This is a genomic window from Rhizobium sp. BK418, assembly GCF_004341105.1.
Lineage (GTDB): Bacteria > Pseudomonadota > Alphaproteobacteria > Rhizobiales > Rhizobiaceae > Rhizobium.
Genome location: NZ_SLZK01000006.1, coordinates 403,048 through 426,945, shown reverse-complemented (window position 1 = coordinate 426,945; position 23,898 = coordinate 403,048). Strand labels below are relative to the sequence as shown.

At 60.5% G+C, this 23,898-nt stretch carries 21 protein-coding genes; 17 read left to right on the top strand and 4 right to left on the bottom strand.

From position 1 onward, the window contains the following. Nucleotides 1-81: 81 nt before the first annotated feature. Complete coding sequence (locus EV281_RS24190) at nucleotides 82-951, bottom strand: sigma-70 family RNA polymerase sigma factor (protein ID WP_132656788.1); 870 nt, start codon at nucleotides 949-951, stop codon at nucleotides 82-84. Between the two features lie 165 nt (nucleotides 952-1,116). Between EV281_RS24190 and EV281_RS24185 the strand changes: the two genes are divergently transcribed. The 3 genes from EV281_RS24185 (at nucleotide 1,117) to EV281_RS24175 (ending at nucleotide 3,248) form a co-directional block, all read left to right on the top strand. Beyond that, nucleotides 1,117-1,779 carry an HAD-IA family hydrolase gene (locus EV281_RS24185; protein WP_132656787.1) on the top strand — a complete coding sequence of 221 codons (663 nt, stop codon included), beginning with the start codon at nucleotides 1,117-1,119 and terminating at the stop codon, nucleotides 1,777-1,779. Nucleotides 1,780-1,812: 33 nt separating this feature from the next. Continuing rightward, a complete protein-coding gene (locus EV281_RS24180) occupies nucleotides 1,813-2,502 on the top strand; it encodes a RibD family protein (protein WP_132656786.1) in 690 nt (229 codons plus the stop codon). A gap of 287 nt (nucleotides 2,503-2,789) precedes the next feature. Next, nucleotides 2,790-3,248, top strand: coding sequence for a carboxymuconolactone decarboxylase family protein (locus tag EV281_RS24175; RefSeq protein ID WP_132656785.1), 459 nt, complete (start codon nucleotides 2,790-2,792; stop codon nucleotides 3,246-3,248). Nucleotides 3,249-3,266: 18 nt separating this feature from the next. Here EV281_RS24175 and rhaI read toward each other — a convergent pair whose 3' ends face one another. Both rhaI and EV281_RS24165 read right to left on the bottom strand, forming a co-directional pair. Beyond that, nucleotides 3,267-4,559, bottom strand: a complete 1,293-nt coding sequence (rhaI, locus tag EV281_RS24170) for an L-rhamnose catabolism isomerase (RefSeq protein ID WP_132656784.1) — start codon at nucleotides 4,557-4,559, stop codon at nucleotides 3,267-3,269. A 50-nt stretch (nucleotides 4,560-4,609) separates the two neighbouring features. Beyond that, entirely contained in the window at nucleotides 4,610-6,706 is a 2,097-nt protein-coding gene (locus EV281_RS24165; protein WP_132656783.1) for a bifunctional rhamnulose-1-phosphate aldolase/short-chain dehydrogenase, read from the bottom strand. Nucleotides 6,707-6,915: 209 nt separating this feature from the next. Between EV281_RS24165 and EV281_RS24160 the strand changes: the two genes are divergently transcribed. The 14 genes from EV281_RS24160 to EV281_RS24095 all read left to right on the top strand — a co-directional run bounded on the left by EV281_RS24160 (nucleotide 6,916) and on the right by EV281_RS24095 (nucleotide 23,008). Further along, nucleotides 6,916-7,728 (top strand): DeoR/GlpR family DNA-binding transcription regulator, encoded by an 813-nt coding sequence (locus tag EV281_RS24160; protein WP_132656782.1) that lies wholly within the window; start codon nucleotides 6,916-6,918, stop codon nucleotides 7,726-7,728. A 46-nt stretch (nucleotides 7,729-7,774) separates the two neighbouring features. Then, entirely contained in the window at nucleotides 7,775-8,770 is a 996-nt protein-coding gene (gene rhaS, locus EV281_RS24155) for a rhamnose ABC transporter substrate-binding protein (protein WP_132656781.1), read from the top strand. Between the two features lie 72 nt (nucleotides 8,771-8,842). Continuing rightward, complete coding sequence (locus EV281_RS24150) at nucleotides 8,843-10,378, top strand: sugar ABC transporter ATP-binding protein (protein WP_184327645.1); 1,536 nt, start codon at nucleotides 8,843-8,845, stop codon at nucleotides 10,376-10,378. Between the two features lie 10 nt (nucleotides 10,379-10,388). Then, on the top strand, nucleotides 10,389-11,378 hold the full coding sequence (locus EV281_RS24145) for an ABC transporter permease (RefSeq protein ID WP_132656779.1): 990 nt from the start codon (nucleotides 10,389-10,391) through the stop codon (nucleotides 11,376-11,378). Next, nucleotides 11,375-12,385: an ABC transporter permease gene (locus EV281_RS24140; protein WP_132656778.1), complete on the top strand. Its 1,011-nt coding sequence runs from the start codon at nucleotides 11,375-11,377 to the stop codon at nucleotides 12,383-12,385. The genes EV281_RS24145 and EV281_RS24140 overlap by 4 nt, the downstream gene beginning before the upstream one ends. Then, nucleotides 12,382-12,702, top strand: a complete 321-nt coding sequence (rhaM, locus tag EV281_RS24135; protein ID WP_132656777.1) for an L-rhamnose mutarotase — start codon at nucleotides 12,382-12,384, stop codon at nucleotides 12,700-12,702. Before EV281_RS24140 ends, rhaM begins: the two co-directional genes overlap by 4 nt. Next, nucleotides 12,699-14,066, top strand: coding sequence for an FGGY-family carbohydrate kinase (locus tag EV281_RS24130; protein WP_132656776.1), 1,368 nt, complete (start codon nucleotides 12,699-12,701; stop codon nucleotides 14,064-14,066). Before rhaM ends, EV281_RS24130 begins: the two co-directional genes overlap by 4 nt. 80 nt (nucleotides 14,067-14,146) lie before the next feature. Further along, nucleotides 14,147-14,902 (top strand): fumarylacetoacetate hydrolase family protein, encoded by a 756-nt coding sequence (locus tag EV281_RS24125; protein ID WP_132656775.1) that lies wholly within the window; start codon nucleotides 14,147-14,149, stop codon nucleotides 14,900-14,902. A 116-nt stretch (nucleotides 14,903-15,018) separates the two neighbouring features. Continuing rightward, nucleotides 15,019-15,903, top strand: a complete 885-nt coding sequence (locus EV281_RS24120; RefSeq protein ID WP_132656774.1) for an AraC family transcriptional regulator — start codon at nucleotides 15,019-15,021, stop codon at nucleotides 15,901-15,903. 160 nt (nucleotides 15,904-16,063) lie between these two features. Next, nucleotides 16,064-18,226: a TonB-dependent siderophore receptor gene (locus EV281_RS24115; RefSeq protein ID WP_132656773.1), complete on the top strand. Its 2,163-nt coding sequence runs from the start codon at nucleotides 16,064-16,066 to the stop codon at nucleotides 18,224-18,226. A gap of 90 nt (nucleotides 18,227-18,316) precedes the next feature. Next, nucleotides 18,317-19,096, top strand: coding sequence for an ATP-binding cassette domain-containing protein (locus EV281_RS24110; protein ID WP_132656772.1), 780 nt, complete (start codon nucleotides 18,317-18,319; stop codon nucleotides 19,094-19,096). A 3-nt stretch (nucleotides 19,097-19,099) separates the two neighbouring features. Next, complete coding sequence (locus EV281_RS24105; RefSeq protein ID WP_132656771.1) at nucleotides 19,100-19,975, top strand: ABC transporter substrate-binding protein; 876 nt, start codon at nucleotides 19,100-19,102, stop codon at nucleotides 19,973-19,975. After that, on the top strand, nucleotides 19,959-21,956 hold the full coding sequence (fhuB, locus tag EV281_RS24100) for a Fe(3+)-hydroxamate ABC transporter permease FhuB (protein ID WP_132656770.1): 1,998 nt from the start codon (nucleotides 19,959-19,961) through the stop codon (nucleotides 21,954-21,956). The genes EV281_RS24105 and fhuB overlap by 17 nt, the downstream gene beginning before the upstream one ends. After that, the gene (locus tag EV281_RS24095; protein ID WP_132656769.1) at nucleotides 21,953-23,008 is read left to right on the top strand and encodes a DUF2218 domain-containing protein; all 1,056 of its coding nucleotides are present in this window, start codon (nucleotides 21,953-21,955) and stop codon (nucleotides 23,006-23,008) included. Before fhuB ends, EV281_RS24095 begins: the two co-directional genes overlap by 4 nt. A 3-nt stretch (nucleotides 23,009-23,011) precedes the next feature. On the opposite strand, the gene mmsB is transcribed toward EV281_RS24095, so the two are convergent. Next, nucleotides 23,012-23,893, bottom strand: coding sequence for a 3-hydroxyisobutyrate dehydrogenase (gene mmsB / locus EV281_RS24090; protein WP_132656768.1), 882 nt, complete (start codon nucleotides 23,891-23,893; stop codon nucleotides 23,012-23,014). Nucleotides 23,894-23,898: the final 5 nt, after the last annotated feature.

Here is a 23,898-nt window from a genome sequence, read left to right as displayed (position 1 = left end):
TCATATCTGTACGTCTTGTGAAATGCCTGAAAGGCGCCTGATCAGGGTCGCCTTTCAGCGGAAATTTGCTTTTGCAATCGTTCAGCCTTCAAAAATCGAATAGCCGATATCACGCAGTTGATCCGGATCGGCAATCGCGTCGACCGTCGAGATCCTGTCGCCATCGAAACCCAGTGCCAGCACAATACGCAGCTGGCCCTCGATGAAGACCACCACGCCGATTTCACCGTCGACAAGCGCGACCTTTGCTGACCTCGCCTTCCCTTTGAAGCTTTTGGCGACAGCCTCTGCGCCATGAAGCGGGACAACATTGCCAAGCCGGGCGGCGGCGGCATCCGGCCGGAAGACGGCCTCTGGTGCGAGCACAGCGATCAGGCCCTCCAAATCACTGTTGCGAGAGGCACTCAGGAAGGCCTCGGCTATGCTTCGCCTGCGTGCGAGATCGACTTCGGGCGTTTCCGCCTGCCCGCTCACCCGGCGTCTTGCGCGGCTTGCAAGCTGCCGCGCGGCGGCCGCACTGCGGCCGATAACGGCGGCAATGTCTTCGAATGGCAGATCGAACATGTCGTGCAGCACGAAGGCGACGCGCTCAGCGGGCGAAAGAGTTTGCAGCACGACGAGCAGGGCGATTCCCACCGAATCGGCAAAAGCTGCTTCACGCTCCGGATTGCTGCCGATATCGGCGATCGCGCCATGCACCGGCAGCTCCAGCGGCTCTTCGCGCCGCGTCTTGCGCGAGCGCAGCATGTCCAGGCATATGCGCGCCACCACTGTCGTCAGCCAGCCGGACAGGTTATCGACGCCCGTTCTGTCCGACCGCGTGAGACGCAGCCAGGCCTCCTGCACCGCATCATCCGCTTCCGCGCGTGAGCCGAGCATGCGGTAGGCGGCGGCGCGCAGATGCGCCCGGTTCGCTTCGAATTCATCGGCCAGCCAGTTCTTCTCGTTCATTGCCCTATTCCTTGTCGCGTTATGCCCAAGACCATGACGAACAGGAGCCGGACGATGTGACAGGAACGGTGTTGCATCAAGCCTTCCTGAAATTTTGCAGGCGACTTGACCTGCCGCATTTTTCATTGGCTGATGGCGTGCAGATCCCTCCTACGGTGTTTCCGGATGTCCTCCCGATTTGATAGTTCCAAACAATATGCCGCCTTCCTGTTCGATATGGATGGCACGATCTTGAGCTCAACTGCATCAGCAGAGCGCGTCTGGGGACGCTGGGCCGAGCGTCATGGGCTGGATGTCGAACAATTCCTGCCCACGATGCATGGATCACGCGGTATCGACACGATCAGGCGGCTGAACCTCCCGGGTGTCGATGCGGAAGCGGAAGCAGCCGAAATCACCGAAGAGGAAATCCGCGATGTCGAAGGCGTCGTGGCACTTCCGGGTGCTGCCGATTTTCTGGCGTCGCTGCCGCCGAACCGGTGGACGATCGTCACCTCCTCACCGCGTCGCCTCGCCGAGCGCCGGCTCGAGGCGGCCGGACTGCCGATGCCGCCGGCTATCGTCACGGCGGAAGATGTGACGATCGGCAAGCCCGACCCGCAATGCTATATCCTCGGCGCCGAAAAGCTTGGCTTCTCTACGCATGAATGCCTGGTCTTCGAAGACGTCGAAGCCGGCGTGAAGGCCGGAATCGCGGCCGGATCCGATGTCCTGGTCATCACGGCCGCCGGCCACAAACATTCATTGCAGGGCCATCCCGAGCTCGAACATTATGCCGATGCAACCGTTGTCATTGCTGACAATGGCCATCTCTCGATCAAGTTCTGACTTGCCTGCCTCACCAGCCGGAAAGGAATTGCCATGAAACCGGAAATCGTCTGTCTGATGATGTCATCCCTCGACGGCGGCCTGCACCCAAGCAAATGGACGGACAGCCCCGATGGCGGCCGCAAGGAATGGACGGCTCTTTACCAGAAGGCGCACGAAGACCTCCGGGGCGATGCCTGGATCGTCGGTCGCGTGACCATGGCCGAAATGGCAAAGGGAGAAGCGCATCCGCCGAAATCGGTAGGCCCGGTGGATCGGCCAAACCATTTTGCCGATCGAAGGGCAAACAACTACGCGATCGCGCTTGATACCTCGGGCAAGCTGCATTTCACGCGGCCGGATATCGATGGCGACCATATAGTCGTCATCCTCGGCAGCGCAGTGCCGGACTCGCACCTGGCGGAACTCGCAGCCGACGGAATCTCCTACATCGTCTCGCCTTCCGCCGAGATTGATCTGCCCGCAGCACTGGATGTGCTGGAAAGTGAACTCGGCATCCGCAAGCTGCTTCTGGAAGGCGGAGCCGCGATCAACGGTGCCTTCTTTGCCGCTGGGCTGATCGACGAGTTCTATCTTCTCGTCGCTCCGACCCTGGATGGAAGTGGTGGTCAGCCGGTCGTCACATTTGACGGGGGGCTGGCAGGCAAGACACAACTCTCATTGATATCAGCGGAGGCGATAGGCAATGGCGCCGTCGCACTGCGCTATAAGGTCCACGCCTGACGGACAGCGCAGGTTTGCGGGTCAACCGCTTCCCGGCCTCTTCCGGCTCTAAGACACGACAATATCCAAAGCCGCTTGCGGCCTCGAACTGGGCCGCAGCTCCTTCCATTGACGGCGGCTGTCATGTCTGCCATTCCTAACGGAGCAGTTAAGGTCGTTCTGCTTCTCATCTTTTTCTCCCATCTCCGTCACATTGCCTCGTCTTGACCCGTCAAACCTATGACGAGCGAGAGCCGGTGACCCCGCCGGCCCTGCGTCAAACGGAACAGGTTATCAGGAGATCGAACATGCAAGAAAGAATGGGAAATCCAGCCCTCGTCATCCCGGAAGCCATGCAGCTGCTGACCGCCCTCGGCAAATTGCCGGCCACGGTCGGGCTTGCACCGGGTTTTCTGGAAATCATCTATCTGCGCGCCAGCCAGATCAACGGCTGCAGCGTCTGCATCGATGGCCACTGGCGCATCGCCCGCAAGTACGGCGAGACGGATGAGCGGCTATTTGCTGTGGCAGGCTGGCGCGAAGCCCCTTATTACAGCGATGCCGAACGCGCCGCACTAGCCCTCACCGAGGCCGTCACCCGCCTCAGCGATCGCGCCGATCCGGTACCGGATGAGATCTGGGAGGAATGCACGCGCCACTACGATGGCAAAAGCCTCGCCGCCCTCGTCATCGCAATCGCCAATATCAACGTCTGGAACCGGCTGAACGTCGCCACCCGGCAGATTGCTGGTCAGTGGAAGCCGTGATCAACGGCTTCCCTATCCTTAGATGATGCCACCGCCGCCAGAGATGGAAGCGGGACGCTCAGCGGCTACCTTTTTGCGGTAGCCGCTGGCGCGGTAGGTCGCGACCGGATCGATTGCGCCGCCGGCACGCCGACGGGCTTCGGCCAGGATCGGCTCGACATCGGCGCGGTAAGCGCGCTTCAGCGTTTCGGTTGCCATCAGTGCATCATTATCCTGTTGGTAGCCTTCGAGCGCCTTGCGGTCGACGATCAGGGCCTGCGCATAGGCGCGGCGGATTTCATTGGCGCTGTTAATAAGGCTTTCGATCGGATCCGTCACATTATGCGACTGATCGATCATATGGGCAGGATGGAAATCGTTGACGCCGCGCGCTTCGGCATCGACGAGTTCGTTGAAGACCAGGAACAGGCGATAGGGGTCGATCGCGCCGGCGTCGAGGTCATCATCGCCATATTTCGAGTCATTGAAGTGGAAGCCGCCGAGCTTGCCGAACTGAATGAGGCGAGCAACGATCATCTCGATATTTGTATTCGGTGCATGATGGCCGAGGTCGACGAGGCAATAGGCCTTGGGACCGAGCGTCTGGGCGATCAGATAGTTGGTGCCCCAATCCTGCACGACCGTTGAATAGAAGGCTGGCTCATACATCTTGTGCTCGGAGAAGAGTCGCCAGTCATCCGGCAACGCCTTGTAGATATCAGCCATCGAGGCAAGATAACGTTCGAAGGCTTTGGTAAAATTGCTCTGGCCGGGGAAGTTCGAGCCGTCGCCGATCCAGACGGTGAGTGCCTTGGAGCCGAGCGCCTTGCCAATCTCGATACATTCCAGATTGTGCTCGACCGCCTGCTGGCGGGTCGCCGCGTCCGTGTGGCTGAGCGAACCATATTTATAGGTCAGCTTCTGGCCCGGAGCATCCGAGAACGTGTTGGAATTCATCGCATCAAAACCGAGACCCAGCGCATCGCCCTTTGCCTTCAGCTCCTTCACATCCGTCTTGTCCCAAGGAATATGCAATGACACGGTTGGTGTGGCTTGTGTCAGCTGGTTTATGACGGCGCAATCGTCGAGCTTGTCGAAAATGCCGCGCGGCTCGCCGGTACCGGGGAAGCGGGCAAAGCGCGTACCGCCGGTGCCGACGCCCCAGGAGGGCACTGCAACGGTGAACTCCGCCACTTTGCGGGTGATCGCCTCGATATCGACGTCGCGGCGGGCAAGCGTTGCACCCAGTGCCTCATAGTCGGCCTTCAGCGCTGTAGCACGCTTGTCGTTTTCCGCTGCGACCAGATCCGGCGCAATCCTAGATTCTGTCATCTGTTCCTCCCAGAAATTCTATTGCGGCGGGCGCGGCCCGCCGCTCGCCATCAGCGTGTGAAGCTCTGAACGTTGCCGGCGTCGACGTTGATGATGTTGCCGGTCGACTTGGCCGACAGATCAGAGGCCAGGAAGTAGACGGCCTCGGCAATGTCTTCCGGAAAGACGTTGAGCTTCAGCATGGAACGCTTGCGGTAATGTTCCTCGAGTTCGTCGACCTCGATCTTGGAAGAAGCCGCACGCTGTTCGCGCCATTCGCCGCTCCATATCTTCGAGCCGCGCAGCACGGCGTCCGGGTTGACAGTATTGACGCGGATGCCGGCTTCTGCGCCTTCCAGCGCCAGGCAACGGGCAAGATGGATTTCCGCAGCCTTCGCCGTGCAATAGGCGGCCGCATTTGGCGACGCCGCAAGACCGTTCTTCGACGCAATAAAGACGACGTTGCCGCCGAGCGCCTGACGGCGGAACAGCCGGAAGGCTTCGCGCGACACAAGGAAGTAGCCGGTCGCGAGGATGTCGATGTTGCGGTTCCAGGTCGACAGCTCCGTCGTTTCTATCGGTGCCGAGGACGCGATGCCGGCATTCGAGATGAGGATATCGATACCACCGAATTCGACGCAGGATTCGGCGAAGGAGGCGATAACGCCATCTTCCTTGGTAACGTCGAGCTTCAAAGTACGCACCGCATCGGCACCGTACTTTTTCACGAATTCAGCTTCGGTCGTTTCAAGTGCTGCCTGATCGATATCGGCAAGCACGACGCAAGCGCCTTCGGCGACGAGGCGTGCTGCCGTCGCGCGGCCGATGCCGCCGGCGCCGCCGGTGACGAAGGCGACCTTGCCGGCAAGGCTCTTCGGCTTCGGCATACGCTGCAGCTTGGCTTCTTCGAGCAGCCAGTATTCGATATCGAAAGCTTCCTGCTCCGGCAGGCCCTGATATTCCGATACGGTGGACGAGCCACGCATTACGTTGATGGCGTTGACGTAGAATTCGCTGGCAATGCGGGCCGTTGCCTTGTCGCGGGCAAAAGACAGCATACCCACACCCGGCACCAGGAAAATGACCGGATTGGCGTCACGCATGGCCGGTGAGTTGTCGTGTTTGCAGGCGTTGTAATAGCGGGCGTAGTCGACACGGTAATCTTCGAGCGCCTTGTCGAGGCCGGCGATGATCGCATCGACATCGGGCTTGGCCGGATCGAAATCGACGATCAGCGGGCGGATCTTGGTGCGCAGGAAATGGTCGGGGCAGCTGGTCCCGAGTGCGCCGAGCGGGCGCAGGCTCTTCGAATTGACGAATTCCAGAACGGCATCCTGATCATCGAAATGACCAAGCTTGCGCTCCTGCTTGCCGATGCGGCCGCGGATTTCCGGCATCAGGCGCGCCGCAATGGCACGGCGTTCGGCAACCGGTAGGCTTTCCACGGCGGCGCCGCCGAAGATTGTCTTACCCTCGGTTTGGCCGGCGAACCATTCGATCGCCTTGTTGATGATATCGAGCGTCAGCTCGTAGCAGGCCTTGGCATCGTTTGCCCAGGTGAAGAGGCCGTGGCTTTCGAGCACGACGCCCTTTGCGTCAGGGTTCGCCTTGACGAAGGCTTCGAGATCGAGGCCGAGCTGGAAGCCCGGACGGCGCCAGGGCAGCCAGCCGATCGCGTCACCGAAGACCTGCTTCGTCAATTCCCTGGAATTCTTGGAAGCCGCGATTGCGATGATCGCATCCGGATGCATGTGGTCGACATGCGTAAAAGGAACGAAGCCGTGCAGCGGCGTATCGATCGACGCGGCGCGGGCGTTCAGGTTGAAGGTGCAATGCGGCAGGAAGCCGACCATCCGGTCCTCGTCCTCGACGCCTTTGTAGATGCCTTTCAGCGATTCCAGCTTGTCCTGATAAAGCGTCGCGAAACCATCGAGCTTGATCGTTCCAACGTCGCCGCCTGAACCCTTGACCCAAAGCACCTTGACGGTGCTGCCATCGAGCGGATCGGTTTCCATGACCTTGGCCGACGTGTTGCCGCCACCATAATTGGTGATGCGCTTGTCGGCGCCGAGCAGATTCGAGCGGTAAAGAAGCTTGCCGGGCTCATCGAGGCCCGCCGCATAGGCATCATCCCACCGGTTCTCGAGAAGTCGAACCTTTGCCGCCATGTCATCCTCCCATATAGGCCTGTGTATAGGCATGCGGGGCGTCGCGATAATCACGCCCTTTCGCTCACGATATCGCGCATCGAAATGGCGCTTGTCAATCGAAAACGATCAAAATCGATTATGCTGCATCGCAATATGAAAATTTATGATCGTTTCTGATTGACAGCCTTTAATGGATACGAAATAAATATGACAAGAGGAGGAGCCCAATGCACGAACGCGAACGCCATCGCATTATCTTAAGCGCGGTTCAGGAAAAGTCCGTCGTTACGATTCAGGACATTTCAGAGCTGACGGACGCTTCTGAAGCGACGATCAGGCGCGACATTGCGGCTCTTCACGTGCAGGGCAAGATCCGCCGCGTTCGTGGTGGTGCGGAAGCGGTTCACCCGCCGCAGCTTGGCAATCTTGCAGGACGCCCCTTCAGGGTTTCAGAATCAGTCAATATCGATAAAAAACGCTCAATTGCGCGGGCAGCGGTCGATCTCTGTGAAGCCGGCGACGCCATCATCATCAATGGCGGCACCACGACCTTTCAGATGGTCCATTACATGGCCGGCCATCGCATGCAGGTCATGACCAATTCCTTCGCGATCGCCGAACATCTCGTGAAGCATTCCAAGAACACGGTGACGGTGCCGGGCGGTGCGATCTACCGCGAACAGAGCCTGATCCTGTCGCCCTTCGACAATGATGCGATCCGCAATTTCTATGCGCGGCGCATGTTCATCGGCGCGCAGGGCGTTGGCCCCCTCGGCATCATGGAGGCAGACGCTCTGATCATCCAGAGCGAGCAGAAGCTCATGCATCAGGCCGACGAATTGGTCGTCATGGTCGATTCAAGCAAATTCAATCGTCGGTCGAGCCTCATTCTATGCGCGCTCGACCGTGTTTCTGTGGTCATCACCGATGACGGCATCCCGGAAGAGGCAGCTCGCATGATCGAGAATGCCGGCGTCCGGCTCGTCGTCGCAAGCCCGGTGGCCCAGGCAATGAAGGAGGATTCCTCGTCGGTCGCATGAGGCACCGCCGAGGTGTGGAAGTCTAATCTTAGTGGGAGGACATGACATGAAACTTGCAAAGACACTTGCGCTCGGCGTAGCGCTTGCCGTCGCCATGATGGCCGGCAACGCCAGCGCCAAAGACATCAAGATCGGCCTCGTCGTGAAGTCACTCGGCAACGGCTTCTTCGACGCCGCCAACAAGGGCGCTCAGGAAGCGGCCAAGGAACTTGGCGGCGTAGAAGTCATTTACACAGGCCCGACGACCACGACGGCCGAAGGCCAGATCGAAGTCGTCAACTCGCTGATCGCTCAGGGTGTCGATGCCATCGCGATTTCGGCAAACGACCCGGATGCCGTCGTTCCGGCTCTGAAGAAGGCAACCCAGCGCGGCATCAAGGTTATCTCCTGGGATTCCGGCGTTGCTCCGGAAGGCCGCATTCTGCAGCTCAACCCGTCTTCCAACGAGCTGATCGGCAAGATGTGCCTGACGCTCGTCAAGAATCACCTTGATGGCGGCAAGGGTGACTTTGCCATCCTGTCGGCCACGACGACCTCGACGAACCAGAACATCTGGATCGACCAGATGAAGAAACAGCTCAAGGATTTCCCTGGCCTCAACCTCGTCACGACAGTCTATGGCGACGACCTTTCGGACAAGTCTTACCGTGAAGCTGAAGGCCTTCTGAAGTCCAACCCGAACGTCAAGGTCATCGTCGCTCCGACGACGGTCGGCGTTCTGGCTGCTTCCAAGGTCGTGGAAGACAAGGGCCTGGTTGGCAAGGTCTACGTCACCGGTCTCGGCCTGCCGTCCGAAATGGCTGGCGCAATCAAGTCCGGTGCCACGAAGGAATTCGCCATCTGGAACCCGATCGACCTCGGCTATTCCGCAACCCAGATTGCCTATCACCTCGTAAAGGGTGACACTGACGGCAAGCCAGGCAGCGAAATCGAAGCCGGTCGCATGGGCAAGATCAAGGTTGGCGACAACGGCGAAGCCGCTATGGCCGATCCCTTCGTCTACAATGCCTCGAACATCGACCAGTTCTCCAAGGTCTTCTGATTTCAGAGATCATGAATGGACACCCGGCGGCCTTGCCGCCGGGCTTCTCTTTCGATGGTGGTAAGCTTGCTGATGACCCCTGCCCTTCAACATCCCGTCGCGGACACAAAAGCCGATGACGCAACCGCCATTCTGGAAATGCGCGGCATCTCGCAGATCTTTCCGGGCGTGAAAGCGCTCGATAATGTCAGCATCGCGCTCTATCCCGGCAAGGTGACGGCCCTGATCGGCGAAAACGGCGCCGGCAAGTCCACGCTCGTCAAGATCCTCACCGGCATTTATCGCCCGAACGAGGGCGAGATCATCGTCGACGGCAAACCGGTGCATTTTGCGACGGCGCAGGCAGCGATCGACGCAGGCGTGACCGCCATCCATCAGGAAACCGTGCTCTTCGACGAGCTCTCGGTCGCCGAAAACATCTTCCTCGGTCACGCGCCGCGCACCCGCTGGCGCACGATCGACTGGAGCGAGATGAACAATCGCTCCAGAGCGCTGCTGACCTCGCTTGAAAGCAATATCGATCCAACCATCCGCCTGAAGGATCTCTCGATTGCGCAGCGCCATCTCGTGGCGATTGCCCGAGCGCTGTCGATCGAGGCCCGCATCGTCATCATGGACGAACCGACGGCGGCCTTGTCGCGCAAGGAGATCGAGGATCTCTTCCGCATCGTCGAGGGTCTCAAGGCGAGCGGCAAGGCTATCCTCTTCATCAGCCATAAATTCGACGAGCTCTACGAGATCGCCGACAATTACGTCGTCTTCCGCGACGGTCGCGACGTCGGTCACGGGAAGCTCAAGGAAACGCCGCAGGACGAAATCGTCCGCATGATGGTCGGCCGCGACGTCGAAAACGCCTTCCCGAAAATCGACGTGGCGATCGGCGGACCGGTCCTCGAGGTCGACAGATATAGCCACCGCACCGAATTCCGTGATATCTCGCTGACACTGCGCAAGGGCGAGATCCTCGGCATCTACGGCCTGATCGGCGCCGGACGTTCGGAGCTCGCGCAATCGCTCTTCGGCATCACGAAGCCGCTTTCCGGCAAGCTTGTCCTCGAAGGCCGGGAAATCTCGATCAACTCTCCGCATGATGCTATCCGCGCCGGCATCGTCTACGTGCCGGAAGAGCGAGGCCGCCACGGTCTGGCGCTGCCGATGCCGATCTACCAGAACATGACGCTGCCATCGCTGGCGCGCACGTCGCGCAAGGGTTTCCTGCAGGCGGCAGAGGAATTCGCGCTCGCCCGCAAATACGCCGAGCGGCTCGATCTGCGTGCCGCTGCCCTGTCCGTGCCGGTCGGCACACTATCCGGCGGCAATCAGCAGAAGGTCGTCATCGGCAAGTGGCTTGCCACCAAGCCGAAGGTGATCATCCTCGATGAACCGACCAAGGGCATCGACATCGGCTCGAAGGCTGCCGTTCACGGCTTCATCAGCGAGCTCGCGGCTGAAGGCCTTTCCATCATCATGATCTCCTCCGAACTGCCTGAAATCATCGGCATGTCGGACCGGGTACTGGTCATGAAGGAAGGACTGGCGGCCGGGCTCTTCGAACGCGATCAGCTTTCGCCGGAAGCGCTGGTGCGCGCGGCGACCGGAAATGCATGAGGTGACGGGCATGATGAGACTGATCAGAAAACGCGAAACCCTGCTCTTTGCCATCATCGTGGTGATGGTCGCCGTCTTCTCGACGCGTGCTGCCGATTTCGCCACGCCGGACAATCTTGCCGGCATCTTCAATGATACCGCGATTCTTATCATCCTGGCGCTTGCCCAGATGACGGTCATCCTGACGAAATCGATCGACCTCTCCGTTGCCGCCAATCTTGCCTTCACCGGCATGGCAATCGCGATGATGAACGCTGCTTATCCCGGCCTGCCGCTGATCGTGCTCATTCTTGCGGCGATCGTGATCGGCGCGAAACTTGGCACGATCAACGGCTTTCTCGTCTGGCGCCTCGAAATCCCGCCAATCGTCGTTACCCTCGGCACGCTCACCATCTATCGCGGCATGGCCTTCGTGCTTTCGGGCGGCGCCTGGGTGAACGCGCATCAGATGACACCGATCTTCCTCTCCGTTCCGCGCACGCCGATCCTCGGCCTGCCGGTGCTGAGCTGGGTTGCGATCATCATCGTCGCGCTGATGTATATGCTGCTGCGCTACAGCCAGTTCGGCCGCTCCGCCTATGCGACGGGCGGCAACCCGACGGCCGCCGTCTATGCCGGCATCGATACGGGCCGGACGAAATTCCTGGCCTTCGTGCTCTCCGGCGCGCTTGCTGGCCTTTCGAGCTATCTCTGGGTCTCCCGCTATGCAGTCGCCTATGTCGATATTGCCAACGGCTTCGAGCTGGATAGCGTTGCGGCCTGCGTGATCGGCGGCATCTCGATTGCCGGCGGCGTGGGCTCAGTCGCTGGCACAGTGCTCGGCGCACTCTTCCTCGGCGTCATCAAGAACGCCCTGCCCGTCATCGGCATTTCGCCCTTCACCCAGATGGCGATTTCGGGAACCGTCATCATCCTCGCCGTCGTCTTCAATGCGAGGCGCGAGCGCAATCGCGGCCGCATCATCCTGCGTGATCGCGCAGCAGCGGAGGTCGCAGCATGAGCATCGTTTCCTCCAGCCCCGATAAGCGCGTCATTCCCGATCGCCTCGGTACGCCCTTCAAGCGCATCATGTCGAGCTGGGAAGTGCTGCTCTTCGGCGTAGCCGTCCTGATCTTCATCTTCAATTCCGTGGCCTCGCCCTACTTCCTCGACGCCTGGAACCTCTCGGACGCGACCTTCAACTTCACCGAAAAGGCGATGATCGCCTTCGCCATGGCGCTGCTCGTCATCGCCGGTGAGATAGATCTGTCGGTCGCTGCCATCATCGCTCTTGCCTCGACGGCGATGGGGGCTGCCGCACAAGTGGGGATCGGCACGCCGGGTCTCGTACTGATCGGCATCGGCACCGGCCTGCTCTGCGGCATCTTCAACGGCTTCCTCGTCTCGGCGCTCAAACTCCCCTCGATCGTTGTCACCATCGGTACGATGAGCCTCTTCCGCGGCATTTCCTATATCGTGCTCGGTGACCAGGCCTATGGCAAATATCCGGCCGACTTTGCCTATTTTGGCCAGGGATATGTTGTCTGGGTCTTCTCTTTCGAATTCGTGCTGTTCATTGTGCTGGCGATCCTCTTTGCGATCCTGCTGCATGCGACGAATTTCGGCCGGCAGGTCTACACGATCGGCAACAATGATTTCGCCGCCCGCTTCTCCGGTATTCCGGTCGAGCGCGTGAAATTCATCCTCTTCCTGCTGACCGGTGTGATGAGCGGTATTGCCGCTGTCTGCCTGACTTCGCGCCTCGGCTCCACCCGCCCGTCGATCGCGCAAGGCTGGGAACTCGAAGTCGTCACCATGGTCGTGCTCGGCGGCATCTCGATCCTCGGCGGCTCCGGCACCATCGGCGGCGTCGTCATCGCGGCCTTCGTCATGGGTCTGGTCACCTTCGGTCTCGGCCTTTTGAACGTGCCTGGCATCGTCATGTCGATTTTCATCGGTCTATTGCTGATCATCACCATCGCCATCCCGATCATCGCCCGCCGCGTCAAAGCCATGAGCGCCAAATGACCCTGGAAAAACACGCCTTCAAGATGAAGCTCAATCTCGGCATGGAGGCCGAATATCGCAAGCGCCATGACGAGATTTGGCCGGAACTGGTGGATCTCCTGCACAAATCAGGTGCCAGCGATTATTCCATTCATCTCGACCGTGAGACCAACACGCTTTTTGGCGTGTTGACCCGGCCGACGGACCACACGATGGCCAGCCTGCCCGAGCATCCCGTCATGAAGAAGTGGTGGGCGCATATGGCCGATATCATGGAAACCAATCCGGATAACTCGCCTATCCAGAGCGACCTCGTAACCGTCTTTCACATGCCATGAGCGAATACCATCGCATCGCCGTTCTCGATATCGGCAAGACAAACGCCAAGGTCGTCGTGCTTGACAGCGCAACGGGTGCCGAAATCGTCGTTCGCAAGCAGCCGAACACCGTCGTTCGGGACGGCCTCTATCCGCACTATGATATCGAAGCGCTCTGGAGCTTCGCGCTTGCCTCGTTGAAAGCCTTTGCCGGCGCGCCAGGCTTCGACGCGATCTCGATCACGACGCATGGCGCAGCTGCCGCCCTGCTCGATGCTGACGGCGGGCTGGCAATGCCTGTCATCGACTATGAGCACGAATATCCGCAGGATATCCGTGACGCCTATGATGCGCTCCGGCCGCCCTTTGCCGAGACTTTCTCGCCGCGCCTGACGATGGGGCTGAATGTCGGAGCACAACTTCATTATCAGAAGACTGCGTTCCCCGAGGAATTCGCCAAGGCCACGACTATCCTCACCTATGCGCAATATTGGTCGGCTCGGCTGACAGGCGTTGCTGCAAACGAGGCGACCTCGCTCGGCTGTCACACCGATCTCTGGAACCCGAAAACCGGTGCCTATTCCTCACTGGTCGACGCGCTCGCCATTCGTGACCGGATGGCGCCGCTCCGGTCGGCATTCGATGCGCTTGGTCCGCTCCTGCCTGACATTGCCGCAGAAATCGGCCTTTCGGTGCCGGTCTATTGCGGCATTCATGATTCCAATGCCTCGCTCTTGCCGCATCTCGTTGGCCGCGACGCCCCCTTTGCCGTTGTCTCGACCGGCACATGGGTCATCAATTTCGGTGTCGGTGGCGATCTCGACCATCTCGACGCGAAACGCGATGCGCTTGCCAATATCGATGCCTATGGCCGCGCCGTGCCGTCCTCCCGTTTCATGGGCGGCCGCGAGTTCGAAATTCTTTCGGCTGAAATCGGTCAGGTCAGCGATGCCGCAGCAGGTGCCGCCATCGGCGATGTCGTGGGCAAAAACATCATGCTTCTGCCGAACGTGGCGTCGGGTTCTGGACCCTTTCCAGGCAAGGCCAGCCGCTGGGTCGGCGCGGAAGGTGGCAGCCGCGAGGAACGATATGCTGTCGCCTGTCTCTATCTGGCGTTGATGACTGAGGCTTGTCTCGGGCTCATCGGGGCGAAAGGCCCTGTAATCGTCGAGGGTCCGTTCGCATTGAACGAGACCTATCTCTCCCTGCTCGCTGCGCTGACCGGCCGCGACACGATGGCGCTGCCAGGCTCCACCGGCACAAGTCAGGGTGCAGCTCTTCTCACCGGCGTCAAACCCGTTTCCGGCGCGGAAAAGCACTTTGCTCCCTCGGCAATCCCGGGCCTTTCCGATTACCGGGAGCGCTGGTACACCGCTATGGAATAACAGTCTTTCCAAGTCTGCCCTTGTTCGTGCCGGTTGCGCCGTTACTGTGACGCCATCTCGATTTTGATGGAGGAGACTGCATGACCGAATCATTCGACCCGCGGGCGCTGGCCGCCAAGCTTCACAACCTGCGCCTGGCCGGCAAGCAGGAGCCGACGAGCGCCTTTCCGCTGCCGAACGATTTTCATCAGGCTATGGAAGCGCAGAACTTCCTCAAGGCCGAGGAAGGTGTGGCGAGCAATGCCTGGAAGGTGACGGCTTCACCCGAAGGCCAGCCGGTCACGGGACCCCTCCATCCCTATGCCGAAGCCGTCTCCGGCGCGACCATCTCCTGGTATCCCGGTCTGAAGTTCGAAACCGAGATTGCGGTTCGCTTGGGCAAGGATCTGCCCTATCGTAAGGGCGCGCCTTACAGCCGCGGTGACGTTTTCGATGCGATCTCCACTGTCTATCTCGGCGCCGAGCTGCTCGTCAGCGCCATCAAGGAAAGTGGCGCCGTCTCCTTCCTCCTCTTCCTAGCAGACCGCCTCGGCAATAGCGGTTATGTACTCGGGCCGTCCATTGCCAAGAGCTTCATCGATACCGCCGCGAGCACGCCGCTGAAGGTCACCCATGCCGGCAAAACGATCTATGATGGGCTTGCCAAGCATCCGAAGGGCGACGTGCTGCTCTGGCTGGTCGACTATGCCAACGACCCGCTGCGGCCGGAGAGCTCGCTGAAATCGGGTGCCCTGATCACCACGGGTACCCTTAGCGGCGCCGTCGAACTCACCGGACCCGGCGAGATCGATATCCGTTTCGGTGACAGCGCAGGGCTTACCTTCTCCGTCATCTGATATCGGCATTTTCCTATACCGAATCTGGTGGTTGTCATACCGCTCCGCCTCCTATACTAAACTTGAGTTTATTACGAAGGTTTGTTCCGGTTATCCGGCCGGAGGCGGAAGTGGGAATGACGTTTCAACCGCGCATGCAGAACAAGATTCACGGCTTTTCCGTCACCAAGGGCGTCAATCGCCGGGTGTGGGACGGCATCGTGGCCGATGTCTGGGATGTGGATTGCGCTACCCATTGCGGTGGCTACTACGTATCGCGCGACCCGCGGCTTTTCATCCTCCTCGAAAAGCGCGGGCCGGGCGATTCGCGGGTGAAGCTCTCGCCGCGCGCCGATAGCACAGTACAGGATACCGAAAAGCGGCCGATCTCTTACATTCCAGCAGATATGGAAATGTGGGCGGAGCTGGTGGACGTGCATTCCGTGCGCCATCTCGACATCCACTTTGATGTCGAAACCATCAGCCGCCGGCTCGGAGACGATCTCGATCCGCGGCGCGTCGCCAATGCGCAGCTTTTGTTCTCCGACGAGCGGTTGCTATCGTTGGCGCAATTGATCGCGGCCGAATGCTCCAATCCGCAGCCGCTCCATGATCTCTATGGCGACGGTCTGTCGCTCGCCCTCATCATCGATGTGCTGAAGCTCACCAAGGTGCAGCCGCGCAAGCGCAGCAAGCTCGCCGCCTGGCAATTGCGCCGTTCCACGGAATTCATCGAGGAGAATTGCCTGCGCAATATCCGCCTTGAGGAATTAGCGGCGGTCACCGGCCTGTCGCAATCGCATTTCAGCCACGCGTTCAAGGCCTCGACCGGGGTAGCGCCGCATCAATATCAGACCAATGTCCGCCTTGAGCGCGCAAAACAGATGCTGGTCGAGAGCGAATATCCCCTGACGACCATCGCCGTGGAAACCGGCTTTGCCGATCAGGCCCACTTCACCCGCGTCTTCCGCAAGAATCTGGGAACGACGCCGGCGAACTGGAAAAGGGCACAGATTGCATAACTGCGACGTCCTGGGCATCTGCGTGCCGCGCGGAAAATTGCCCAAGAACGTTCAATTTCTACCCGATCGCGACAATCCGCCCGATTAAATCTGAGTTAAATACTCGACTTATTCAGGCCATACCGTGGCAGAAGAAGCCGCGGCACGAGTGGGGTAATCTATGCGAGCGCAGAGCAAAGGGCTAATCTTAAGGGCATATCTACTGACAGGAACGGCTGTCGCCGGCATCATGGCCGCGTCCTCCACCCTCGCACAGGATGCCGATCCGACGCAGTTGGCGCCGATCGTCATCAAGGGCGGCGATGATAGCGCCACCGGCCCGGTCAACGGTTATGTCGCGAGGAACTCCTCCGCCGGCTCCAAAAGCGATACACCGCTGAATGAGATCCCGCAGTCGGTTTCCGTTATCGGCAGGAAGGAAATGGACGATCGCGGCATCACCAACAAGACTGACGAGGCGCTGCTTTATACGCCCGGCGTCACGACCCAACCCTTCGGCAACGATCCCGATACCGACTGGTTCTACATCCGCGGCTTCAACGCCACACAGACAGGTGTCTTCTTCGATAACCTGAACCTCTTCAGCTACGGCTTCGGTGGCTTCCAGATCGATCCGTTCATGCTGGAGCGCGTCGAGGTTCTGAAGGGCCCCGCCTCCGTGCTCTATGGCGGCGCCAATCCGGGCGGCATCATCAATCTCGTGCGCAAGCGCCCGCTCGACGAACCGCTTTATTACACCGATATCGGTATCAACAGTAACGGCAACGCCTTTACCGGTTTCGACATATCCGACAAGGTTGGCTCCAGCGATACAATGACCTACCGCATCACCGGCAAGGTCTCCGGCGGCGACAACTACTCGGATTTCTCTCATGATTTCCGCGGCTTCATCATGCCGCAGCTGAAAATCGCCCCAGATGATGCGACGAGTTTCACTGTCTGGGGTTATCTCGCAGGCCTCGATCAGGTCCATACCGGCAACGGCTTTTTCCCCTATGTGGGCACGGTCGTGGACGCGCCCTTCGGCAAGATCGCGCGCGACGCCTTCTACGGCGAACCTGATATCGACGACGGAAGCTATGTCCAGAAAATGGTGGGCTACGAATTCGAGCACGAATTCGACAACGGAGTCAAATTCACCTCTAACTTCCGTTATGGCCGCCTCGACAAGCATGAACAGGGTCCGTACCTCAACGGCTATGTCGGCGGTGTTCCGACAGCGCCGGATTACGACCTTGCGCGCATCGGCTTCGAAGGCCGCTCCGGCGTCGATTCCGTCGGTATCGACAACCGCATAGAGGGCGAGGCCGAATTGGGTGGCACGACGCATAATCTGCTCGCCGGCATCGATTATAAGTACTACCGTCTGGACAATTGGCAGGCCTGCTGCGGTTCCAATCCGATCAGCGCGACAGACCCGGTCTACGGCACGCCGCAGGGCGCCAACTTCATTTACGCCGATGGCATCGTGACCATGAAGCAGATTGGCGTCTATGCTCAGGACCAGATTCATTTCGGCGACGGCTGGCTGCTGACATTGAATGGCCGCTATGACCATGTCGACATCGACTCCGATGCCGTGATCGGCACGAGCTACAGTTTCGATGACGGCGCAGCCAGCGGCCGCGCCGGTCTTGCTTACGAATTCGACAATGGCCTGACCCCCTATGTCAGTGTCGCAAGCTTCTTCAACCCGTTGATCGGCACTGGCATTTCCGGCCCGCTTAAGCCTGAGGAAGGCTATCAGATCGAAGGCGGTGTCAAGTATGAGCCGACTTTCTTCGATGGCGTGATCACGGCCTCGGTGTTCCAGATCGACAAGCGCAACAACGCCGTGACCAATCCGATCACCTTCGAACAGAGCCAGCTCGGCAAGGTACGTTCACGCGGCTTCGAGCTCGAAAGCAAAGTCAACGTCAACGACAACTGGAAGGTCACTGCCGGCCTCGACTATACCGACATGGAAGTGTTGGAAAATGCCGCCAACCCGCTTCTCGTCGGCAAATCCCCTTACATCACGCCGAAAGTCAAGGCTTCGCTCTGGGTTGACTATTTGGTCACGACGGGCACGCTGGAAGGTCTGAGCCTTGGCGCCGGCGTTCGGCATCAGGGCTGGTCATGGGCGGACGAAGCCAATACTGCGAAGGTGCCGGCAGCGACCGTTTTCGATGCGGCCATCCGCTACGAAAAGGAAAATTGGGCAGCATCGCTCAACGTCGCCAATCTCTTCGACAAGGAATATGTATCGAGCTGCCAGGGCCTGACGGTCTGCGGCTATGGCGATGCCCGTACGGTCACGTTCAAGCTCAGCAAAAAATGGTAAGTTGACAAAACAGTTTAGTTTTTCAGGAAGCTGCATCAAAGGAAGGGCTCTGCCCTCCCGAACCCTTTGCAGCCAAACCGGAGTTTCCTCGTGTCCACGCCCTTCTTGAACCTTGCCGGGATCGATTACGCGGTCGGCAACAGGTCGATCCTTGATGGTATCGATCTGACGCTTGAGGCCGGCCGTATCTATGGTCTCGTCGGCCCTAACGGCTCCGGCAAAAGCACCCTTCTGAAGATCGTTGCCCGACAGATCGCCCCGAAGAGCGGTTCGGTCTCCTTCGACGGTAAACCGGCTGCCGACTGGGGCAGCCGCGCTTTCGCCCGCCATGTCGCCTACATGCCGCAGTTCACGCCGGCGACCGATGGCATGACCGTGCGCGAACTCGTGGCGCTCGGCCGCTTCCCCTGGCACGGCACGCTCGGCCGTTTCAGCACTATTGACCGTGAGATGGTCGAGGAAGCGATCGTCCGTACCGAGCTTGAGGACTTCGCTGACCGTCTCGTCGCCAGCATGTCCGGCGGCGAACGTCAGCGGGCCTGGATCGCCATGATGCTTGCCCAGAACGCTCGCTGCCTGCTGCTCGATGAGCCGACCTCCGCGCTCGACCTTGCCCATCAGGCAAGTGTGCTGTCGCTGGTGCAGGAGCTCAGCCACGAACGTGGCCTGACCGTCGTGATCGTGTTGCATGACATAAACCTGGCCGCCCGCTATTGCGACTCCATCATCGCCCTTAATCATGGTCAGATCACAGCCGAAGGCGCGCCTGCCGATATCATGCAGGCCGACAAACTGCAGTCGATCTTCGGCGTCGGCATGGGCGTCTTCCCGCATCCGGTTCGCAACGAGCCGGTCAGCTATCTCTTGTAGGCCATGGCATTTTTCTCCCGCAGGCAATTTTTGGCCGGTGCGGCAGCCACGCTGTCGACCCCTGCGCTCTTGCGGGCGGCCGATAGCCTGCGCGTCGCGACCCTCGATTGGGCATTGCTCGAAACTCTGCTGGCAATCGGCGCCAACGTCGTCGCCGGAACGGAATTGAGACAGTTCCGCGAAGTAGCGGTCACGCCCGTCATTCCCGGCAGTGTTGCCGATCTCGGCCTGCGGGGCACGCCGAATTTCGAGGTCTTGCGTTTCGCCCGGCCCGATTTGATTTTCAACTCGAATTTCTATGGCTGGGCGGACGCGCGCATGCAGCCGATCGCACCCGTCGAAAGCCATGCGATCTACAAGCCCGGCGAAAGCCCCTACGCACTTGCCGAACAGGCGACGCTTGCGATCGGCGACCGGCTGCAGCTCGTTGCCGCGAGGCGACTCGCCGAGGAGCTTGCCAGCAAACTCGATCATTGCCGAACCTTCTTTGCCGCCGGCGACGGACGGCCGGTCATCCCTGTCAATCTTGGCGATGCCAGACATTTCCGCGTCTTCGGCTCCGACAGCATGTTCGGCGAGGTACTGCGGCGTGTCGGCCTTGCCAATGCATGGCAAGGCGCGACCAGCTATTCCGCCGCCGCCCCTATCGGTATCGAGATATTGGCTTCGATGCCGGATGCCTGGATCGTCATGGTGCCACCCCATCCTGCCGAGGCGATCGTGACGCTTTCAAACAGCGCCTTCTGGAATGCACTGCCAGCCGTGCGCGACAGGCGCGTGCTGATGCTTGGCCCGATCAACCCCTATGGGGCGCTGCCGGCCGCCATGCGCTTTGCCGATCTTCTTCGGGAGGGCCTTGGTCATGCATGGAACGGTTAGCCTCGCCAGACCCGCCCGGGGCGCCAGCATCCTCGTTGCCGCTCTCGCGTTGCCGGTGATGTGTATCGCAGCCTTTGCGCTCTTGATCGCGACACGGCCGCTGGTACCAGGCGACACCGCTCAAGCTGCCATCCTCAATCACGTTCTGCTCTGGAACAGCATCATGCCCCGCGGCGTATTGGCTCTGGTCGCCGGCGCCGCCCTAGGCCTTTCCGGTGCACTGCTGCAGCGGGTGCTGCGCAATCCGATTGCCGATGCCTCGACGCTCGGCATTGCCTCGGGCGCGGAGCTGGCAATGACGGCGGCTCTCAGCTTTTCGCCGCTGCTGATCGGCTTCTCGCGAGAGATGGTTGCCTTTGGCGGCGGGCTTGCCGCCGTCGCGATCGTCCTCGCCTTGAGTTGGCGACGCGGGCTCGATCCGGTCACCGTCACGCTCTCGGGCATGATCATCAGCATGATCGCCGCTGCGCTCAGCGTTACTCTTATCCTGGCGCGCGGCGAATACGCCATGTCGATCTATATCTGGGGTGCCGGTTCGCTGAGCCAGCAGGACTGGAACGGCGTATTTGCGCTTGGTCCCCGCCTTATCCTCGGCTTCGCTGCGGCCCTGTTCCTAGTGCGGCCGTTGCGCATTCTCGCGCTGGATGACAGCAGCGCCAAAAGCCTCGGCCTCGCACTGCACTCTGCGCGCTTCGCCATCCTTGCGCTTGCCGTGTGGCTTGCAGCGTCGGTCACGGCCGAAGTCGGCGTGATCGGATTCCTCGGCCTCGCCGCCCCCGCAATCGCAAGGGCCTTGGGCTCGCGCAGCACCAAAGGCCTGCTCGTCGCAGCACCGCTCACCGGCGCCGGTCTGCTCTTCCTCACCGATTGCCTGACCCAAATCCTCGGCCCCGGATTTACCGATCTTGCGCCAACCGGTGCTGCGACCGCCCTGCTCGGCGGGCCGTTGCTGCTTTTTCTGCTGCCGCGCGTGCACTCGGTCACAGCCGTCGCAGCGCAATCTACACAGGCGCTCACGAGACTGGCGAAACCGCTTTCGGCTCTAGCTGCGCTCTCCGGCGCAATCGTCCTGCTCTTCGCTGTCTTCCTCACCCTCGGGCCGGCGAATAGCGGCTGGACTATCGCAACCGGCGCGCTCTTCACTGATCTCCTGCCGTTCCGCCTTCCCCGCATCATCGTCGCGGCCGGTGCCGGCGGCATGCTCGCAGCAGCCGGCTTCATCATGCAGCGGATGACCGGCAATCCGATCGCAAGTCCCGAGGTGCTCGGCATCAGCGGCGGCGCCGGAGCGGGGCTGACGGCGGCGCTCTTCCTCTTCGGCTTCCCCTCGCCTCTCATCATGCTTCTCGCCATGGCGCTTGGCGCGCTTACCGCATTCCTGGCGATGATCGCCATTTCCGCCCGGGCACAATTCTCGCCGGAGCGTATGCTGCTTGCCGGTGTCGGCATCGGCGCCTTCGCTATGGCGATCGTCACCATGGTGCTCGCGCAGGGCGATATGCGCGGATATATCCTGCTCACCTGGTTATCCGGCTCGACCAATCGTGCCGGCGCGTTCGAGGCCTGGACCGCAATTGTCTCGCTGCTGGTGCTCGTTGCGCCATTGCCCTTCCTTGGCCGCTGGTTGGTGATCCTGCCGCTCGGCGGTAATTCCAGCCGTTCCCTCGGCCTTCATGTCGGCGCAAGCCGCCTGACATTGGCGATCATCGCCGCGCTGATGACGGCAATCGCCTCATTCCTTATCGGGCCGCTCAGCCTTACCGGGCTCATTGCCCCACATCTCGCGCGGCTGGTCGGTTTCTATCGGCCGGGCCAGCAGCTTGCTGCAAGCGTGCTCCTCGGCGCCGGCGTGCTGATGACAGCTGACTGGCTCTCGCGCGTCGTCATCTACCCTTATCAGGTGCCGGTCAGCCTCTTCGCTGCCCTGATCGGCGGCCCCTATCTCGTCTGGCTGCTCTCGCGAAAGGACATCAAACAATGATGGCTGAAGGTTTCACCGCATCCGGCGTCGCGATCGCCGTCGATCCCATCAGAATACTTGATGAGCTTTGCACCCATTTCGTCGAACACAGCACCGTCAAACGCGACGGCGACCAGGTGTCACTGGAGATGACGATCGGCAAGGCAGAGATCCGCCAAGAAGGCCGCAAGCTCGCGATCGAGCTCTCCTGCAAAAGTGCGCGAGCACTCCAAAATGTTCGCTCAGTGCTCGCCGAGCATCTCTTCCAGTTCGCCGGTGAGGATGCGCTTGAACTCGCCTGGTCGGACGCACCGAAGGCAGACCGCTTGCCGGACCTGCGCGAAATCCGCGTGGTCGGCGCCCGCAATATCAGTCCGCATATGCGCCGCGTGACCATTGCTTGCGAGGACACGCGACATTTCGCTCACGGCGGCCTGCATTTTCGGCTGCTCATCCCTCCGAAGGGCCGAACGCCCATCTGGCCGAAACTGCGTTCGGATGGGCGCATCGAATGGGCCAAAGACGAGGATGCGCTGACTGTACGCATCTATACGTTCCGCAGCGTCGATCTGGAGCGCGGTGAAATCGATATCGATTTCGTATTGCATGAGGGCGAAAACATGCCCGGCACCGAATGGGCGGTGAACGCCACGCCCGGCGATATCGCCGGCGCACTCGGTCCCGGTGGCGGCGGCGTCCCCGATGCGGCAGCGATGATCCTTGCCGGAGACGAGGCGGCTCTGCCCGCCATCTCCCGCATCGCCGCCGAAGTTCCAGCGGAGACGCATCTGCGCATCTTCCTGGAAGTCGATGGCCCCGCGGAAGAACTTCCCGTGCCATCGGCCGCTACGGTCGATCTCACCTGGATGCATCGTAACGGCGCACCCGCGGGTACCATGGGTCTCATCGAAAGCGCCATCAAGACGGCGCTTTCGAATGCTGACGCGGACACCTTCGTCTGGGCCGGTTGCGAGAGGTCCGAGGCCAAGCGCATTCGCGATTTCCTCAAGACCGAGCGCGGCCACGACCGTCACAAGATGAGCATCGGCGCCTATTGGGAGCGCTCGATCTGAACCTCACATCTTTTCACGAAACATCTCGATTATTGCTGAGAAATCCTTGCCGCCATTGCCGAGCTTCTCGAAGAGCGCGTAGAGCTGGGCCGCTTCCGCGCCAAGCGGCGTGGACGCGCCGCTTGCGAGCGCAGCCTCCTGCGAGAGCCTGAGATCCTTCAGCATCAGCGCTGCGGCAAAGCCCGGCTTATAGTCATTATTGGCAGGCGAGGTCGGCACAGGTCCCGGCACCGGGCAATAGGTGTTGATCGACCAGCACTGGCCCGACGAGGTGGAGGCGACATCGAAGAGCGCCTGATGTGAAAGGCCAAGTTTTTCGGCAAGCACGAAGGCCTCACAAACGCCAACCATCGAAATGCCGAGGATCATATTGTTGCAGATTTTCGCCGCCTGTCCGGCACCTGCCTCACCGCAATGGACGATCTTCTTGCCCATAGCCTCGAGGATCGGCTTCGCCTTGGCGAAAGCCTCTTCGGAACCGCCGGCCATGAAGGTCAGCGTGCCGGCGCTTGCCCCGCCCGTGCCGCCAGAGACCGGCGCATCAAGCGACAGGCAGCTTGCAGCCTTCGCCATCTCGTGTGCCCTGCGGCTGCTTTCGACATCGATCGTCGAGCAGTCGATGACGAGCGTGCCCTGCGCGGTCGACTGCAAGATATCGGTCCAGGCCGTCAGCACGTGCCTGCCCTGCGGCAGCATGGTAATGACGATATCCGCGTCCTTGACCGCCTGGCTGGCATGGCTAGCCGGCTTTATGCCGCTTTCCTCGGCTGCCTTCAGGACAGGAGCAGCGAGGTCGAAACCGAGCACCTCATGGCCGACCTTGACGAGATTGGCGGCCATCGGTCCGCCCATATTGCCGAGGCCGATAAATGCGATCCTTGCCATGGTCA

Excerpts from the sequence above, each read along its gene's own strand:
- EV281_RS24145 (WP_132656779.1), top strand. The coding sequence starts at position 10,389 with ATGATGAGACTGATCAGAAAACGCGAAACCCTGCTCTTTGCCATCATC.
- EV281_RS24185 (WP_132656787.1), top strand. The coding sequence starts at position 1,117 with ATGTCCTCCCGATTTGATAGTTCCAAACAATATGCCGCCTTCCTGTTC.
- EV281_RS24150 (WP_184327645.1), top strand. The coding sequence starts at position 8,843 with ATGACCCCTGCCCTTCAACATCCCGTCGCGGACACAAAAGCCGATGAC.
- EV281_RS24160 (WP_132656782.1), top strand. The coding sequence starts at position 6,916 with ATGCACGAACGCGAACGCCATCGCATTATCTTAAGCGCGGTTCAGGAA.
- fhuB (WP_132656770.1), top strand. The coding sequence starts at position 19,959 with ATGCATGGAACGGTTAGCCTCGCCAGACCCGCCCGGGGCGCCAGCATC.
- EV281_RS24130 (WP_132656776.1), top strand. The coding sequence starts at position 12,699 with ATGAGCGAATACCATCGCATCGCCGTTCTCGATATCGGCAAGACAAAC.
- EV281_RS24190 (WP_132656788.1), bottom strand. The coding sequence starts at position 951 with ATGAACGAGAAGAACTGGCTGGCCGATGAATTCGAAGCGAACCGGGCG.
- EV281_RS24140 (WP_132656778.1), top strand. The coding sequence starts at position 11,375 with ATGAGCATCGTTTCCTCCAGCCCCGATAAGCGCGTCATTCCCGATCGC.
- rhaI (WP_132656784.1), bottom strand. The coding sequence starts at position 4,559 with ATGACAGAATCTAGGATTGCGCCGGATCTGGTCGCAGCGGAAAACGAC.
- mmsB (WP_132656768.1), bottom strand. The coding sequence starts at position 23,893 with ATGGCAAGGATCGCATTTATCGGCCTCGGCAATATGGGCGGACCGATG.
- EV281_RS24165 (WP_132656783.1), bottom strand. The coding sequence starts at position 6,706 with ATGGCGGCAAAGGTTCGACTTCTCGAGAACCGGTGGGATGATGCCTAT.
- EV281_RS24180 (WP_132656786.1), top strand. The coding sequence starts at position 1,813 with ATGAAACCGGAAATCGTCTGTCTGATGATGTCATCCCTCGACGGCGGC.
- EV281_RS24115 (WP_132656773.1), top strand. The coding sequence starts at position 16,064 with ATGCGAGCGCAGAGCAAAGGGCTAATCTTAAGGGCATATCTACTGACA.
- EV281_RS24105 (WP_132656771.1), top strand. The coding sequence starts at position 19,100 with ATGGCATTTTTCTCCCGCAGGCAATTTTTGGCCGGTGCGGCAGCCACG.
- rhaS (WP_132656781.1), top strand. The coding sequence starts at position 7,775 with ATGAAACTTGCAAAGACACTTGCGCTCGGCGTAGCGCTTGCCGTCGCC.
- rhaM (WP_132656777.1), top strand. The coding sequence starts at position 12,382 with ATGACCCTGGAAAAACACGCCTTCAAGATGAAGCTCAATCTCGGCATG.
- EV281_RS24095 (WP_132656769.1), top strand. The coding sequence starts at position 21,953 with ATGATGGCTGAAGGTTTCACCGCATCCGGCGTCGCGATCGCCGTCGAT.
- EV281_RS24175 (WP_132656785.1), top strand. The coding sequence starts at position 2,790 with ATGCAAGAAAGAATGGGAAATCCAGCCCTCGTCATCCCGGAAGCCATG.
- EV281_RS24125 (WP_132656775.1), top strand. The coding sequence starts at position 14,147 with ATGACCGAATCATTCGACCCGCGGGCGCTGGCCGCCAAGCTTCACAAC.
- EV281_RS24120 (WP_132656774.1), top strand. The coding sequence starts at position 15,019 with ATGACGTTTCAACCGCGCATGCAGAACAAGATTCACGGCTTTTCCGTC.